Consider the following 2,765-nt stretch of genomic DNA (forward strand, 5'->3'; position numbering starts at 1 on the left):
CCAGAGCCGGGGCGAAGTTCTTTTAGGTTGTGCAGGTTTGAGCCTTTGATCCGGTCGACCAGGGGTCTGCCGAGGCTTGGGCCTTCTTCGAGCAGTGCGCTGATCGCCTGGCCGACCAGGATGGCACTGGCGCGGTCGGTGCGGCGAAGCTGATGGAGCCACTCCCGTACCTCGGTGACGAGTTCCAGGCGATAGGTCACGCAGTCCATGGTACCCGGGCGTAGTACTTCTGTGTACTGAGAACCCGCCCGGATCCGACATCCGCGGAGCGGGTCCGCTAGCGTCGCTCGCTGCTGCCTCTTGCCCGTGAACTGGTCAAACGCCCCGACATCGGCTTGCCGGGGACGGCCGTGGTGCGGTTCGCATGAATGCAATGTCCGGCCATGTTGATCTTTATGTGAACTATGGCCGGTAATTAGCTGTCGTGGGCTGTCGGCGACGCGCCCAGGTTCGCCTATCCTGCGCGGGTGTCTTCGCTTAGTGATGCCGAGCTTGATGCCTTGGTCGCCGAGGCGGTCGTGGATTGCTACGACGAGAACGAGCAGCTCAGTGGTCTCTTCGCCATGATCGAGGAGAATCTGGCGGTGCCGTTCGATACCGAGGTTCTCGGTGTGCCGGTGGTGGTCCGGAAGGTGAATCTGCGTTCGTCAGGGATCGTGGCGCTCTGCCATCGTGGTCGGCTGCGGCAGGCGATCGGGATTTTGGACCTGCCGTTGCCGGATCCTGCGCCGGATGGCGTGCGGTGGATCGAGGCCTACCGGCGATGGGCGGCCGACTTATGAGCGAGTACCAGTACTACGAATTCGTAGCCCTCGACCAGGCGTTGACGGCGAAGCAGCAGGGCGAGTTGCGGGCGGTTTCGTCGGGGGGCCGGATCACGTCGTCGGGTTTCGTCAACGACTATCAGTGGGGCGATCTGAAGGCTGATCCGGCGAAGTGGATGGAGCGGTATTTCGACGCGCACCTGTATCTGGCGAACTGGGGCACCCGGCGAATCATGCTGCGGTTGCCGAAAGCGGCGCTCGCCCCGGAGACGGTGCAGGCATTCTGCGTCGGGGAGTCGGCCGGCTGCTGGGCGACTCGTACCCATGTGATCCTACGATCTTCGTAGCGAGGACGAGGACGGCGACGATGAATGGTGGGAGGAGGAAGGGCGGCTCGCGGGAATCGTGCCGGTCCGGGCGGAGCTGGCCGGCGGCGACCGGCGGCTGCTATATCTGGCCTAGCTGCTGTGTGTGCAGAACCGGGAACTGGACGATGGCGAGCTGGAGCCGCCGGTCCCGGCCGGGTTGGCGAAGCTGAGCGGGCCGTTGCGCGCGTTGGCAGATTTCCTTCGTCTGGACCCCGACCTGCTGGAGGCTGCGGCAACAGCAAGCCGGCCGATGATCGAGGTGGCGCCTTCCGCTGCCGTTCTCCGTCGATGGGTGAAGGACCTGCCAGTAGCGGACAAAGACGAGGTGCTGTTGCGTTTGCTGCGCGGTGATGCCGGGTTGCTGCGGTCGGAGTTGCTGCGGAGGTTCCACGGTGCGGCGGCGGAGGTACCTGCCGGAGAAGTCCGGACCGCTGGGGAGCTGCTCGCCGCCGCTGAAGATCGCTGGGCGGTGCGGCAGCAGCAGCTTCGGGAGCGGGAGGCAGCCGAACGAAGGCGTCGTGAGGAAGCGGCCGCCGCGGCCCGCGAGGAGCGTCTGGACGAGTTGGCACGGGATCCGGTCCGCACTTGGAACCAGGTGGACGAGTTGATCGCGACGAAGCGTCCAAAGGACTACGACGCGGCGGTGGCACTGCTTTGGATCTTCAGGCGCTGGCGGTACGGGAAGGTGAGATCTTCGAGTTCGCGGAGCAGATGACACGGCTCAGGGAGCGTCATGGACGGAAGCCGAGCCTGATCGACCGTTTCCCTCTGTGCCAAGATCATGAGAGGCAAGATCTACTATTGAAACGTTGAGTTGAGGGCGAGCGAGGAGACCACCACCGGTGGGTTCGAACAGTGAGGTGCCTGATCCGGAGGTTCCGGCGAAGGCAAGGTCCCGGACGTACTCGGCCGCGTACAAGGCGCGGATCTTGGAGGAGTACGAGTCCCTCGACAAGGCGGGTAAGGGCGCGTTGTTGCGGCGGGAGGGCTTGCACTCGTCGTTGATCACGACGTGGCGCCAGCAGCGGGATCGGGGTGCCCGGCAGGCCCTGGCCCGTCCGGCGGGACGTCCGCCGGCCGATGCGCGGGACAAGGAGTTGGCCGGGCTGCGGCGTGAGAACGAGCGGCTGGCCGCTGAGTTGGCGAAGGCGCAGACGGTGATCGAGGTGCAGGGAAAACTCTCCGCGCTGCTGGGTCAGCTCGCGACCAGCAGCGCCCCGGACTCCGGGAGCGAGCCGAAACCCTGATCGACGCGGCGATCGCCGAGCTGACCGCCGTGCTCGGGTCGGTGCGGGCGGCGTGCACCGCGGCAGGCCGTCCGCAGGCCAACCACTACCGCCGGCACCGGCAGAGCCCGAAACCCGAGCGGGAACCGCGCGAGCGCAAGCCGCAGCCGCGGGCGTTGTCACAGACCGAGCGCGCCAGCGTGCGGGCGGTGCTGAACCATCCCGGCAACGTCGACAAAGCGCCGGCAACGGTTTACCACGAGCTGCTCGACGAGGGCGCCTACCTCGCGTCGGTGTCGACGATGTACCGGATCCTGTGCGAACACGGCGAGGTCCGCGAACGCCGGGCGCAGGCCGCTCACCCGGCCCGCGTCAGACCTGAACTCGTCGCGTCCGGCCCGAACAGT

At 66.4% G+C, this 2,765-nt stretch carries 4 protein-coding genes and 2 pseudogenes; 5 read left to right on the forward strand and 1 reads right to left on the reverse strand.

What is annotated here, in order from left to right; genetic code table 11:
• Positions 1-200, reverse strand: a pseudogene (locus Asi03nite_RS37335) (type II toxin-antitoxin system RelE/ParE family toxin); the annotation flags it as partial.
• 267 nt (positions 201-467) lie between these two features.
• Here Asi03nite_RS37335 and Asi03nite_RS37340 point away from each other — a divergent pair.
• The 5 genes and pseudogenes from Asi03nite_RS37340 to Asi03nite_RS37355 all read left to right on the forward strand — a co-directional run.
• Complete coding sequence (locus tag Asi03nite_RS37340) at positions 468-782, forward strand: hypothetical protein (protein WP_203685234.1); 315 nt, start codon at positions 468-470, stop codon at positions 780-782.
• Positions 779-1,111 (forward strand): hypothetical protein, encoded by a 333-nt coding sequence (locus Asi03nite_RS38350; protein WP_239103213.1) that lies wholly within the window; start codon positions 779-781, stop codon positions 1,109-1,111. The genes Asi03nite_RS37340 and Asi03nite_RS38350 overlap by 4 nt, the downstream gene beginning before the upstream one ends.
• 124 nt (positions 1,112-1,235) lie before the next feature.
• Positions 1,236-1,847: a hypothetical protein gene (locus Asi03nite_RS38355; RefSeq protein WP_239103214.1), complete on the forward strand. Its 612-nt coding sequence runs from the start codon at positions 1,236-1,238 to the stop codon at positions 1,845-1,847.
• 127 nt (positions 1,848-1,974) lie between these two features.
• Positions 1,975-2,379, forward strand: coding sequence for a transposase (locus tag Asi03nite_RS37350; RefSeq protein ID WP_203685235.1), 405 nt, complete (start codon positions 1,975-1,977; stop codon positions 2,377-2,379).
• A gap of 29 nt (positions 2,380-2,408) precedes the next feature.
• A pseudogene (locus Asi03nite_RS37355) lies at positions 2,409-2,765 on the forward strand (IS3 family transposase); the annotation flags it as partial.

Origin of the sequence: Actinoplanes siamensis, from assembly GCF_016862395.1 — a bacterium.
GTDB lineage: Bacteria > Actinomycetota > Actinomycetes > Mycobacteriales > Micromonosporaceae > Actinoplanes > Actinoplanes siamensis.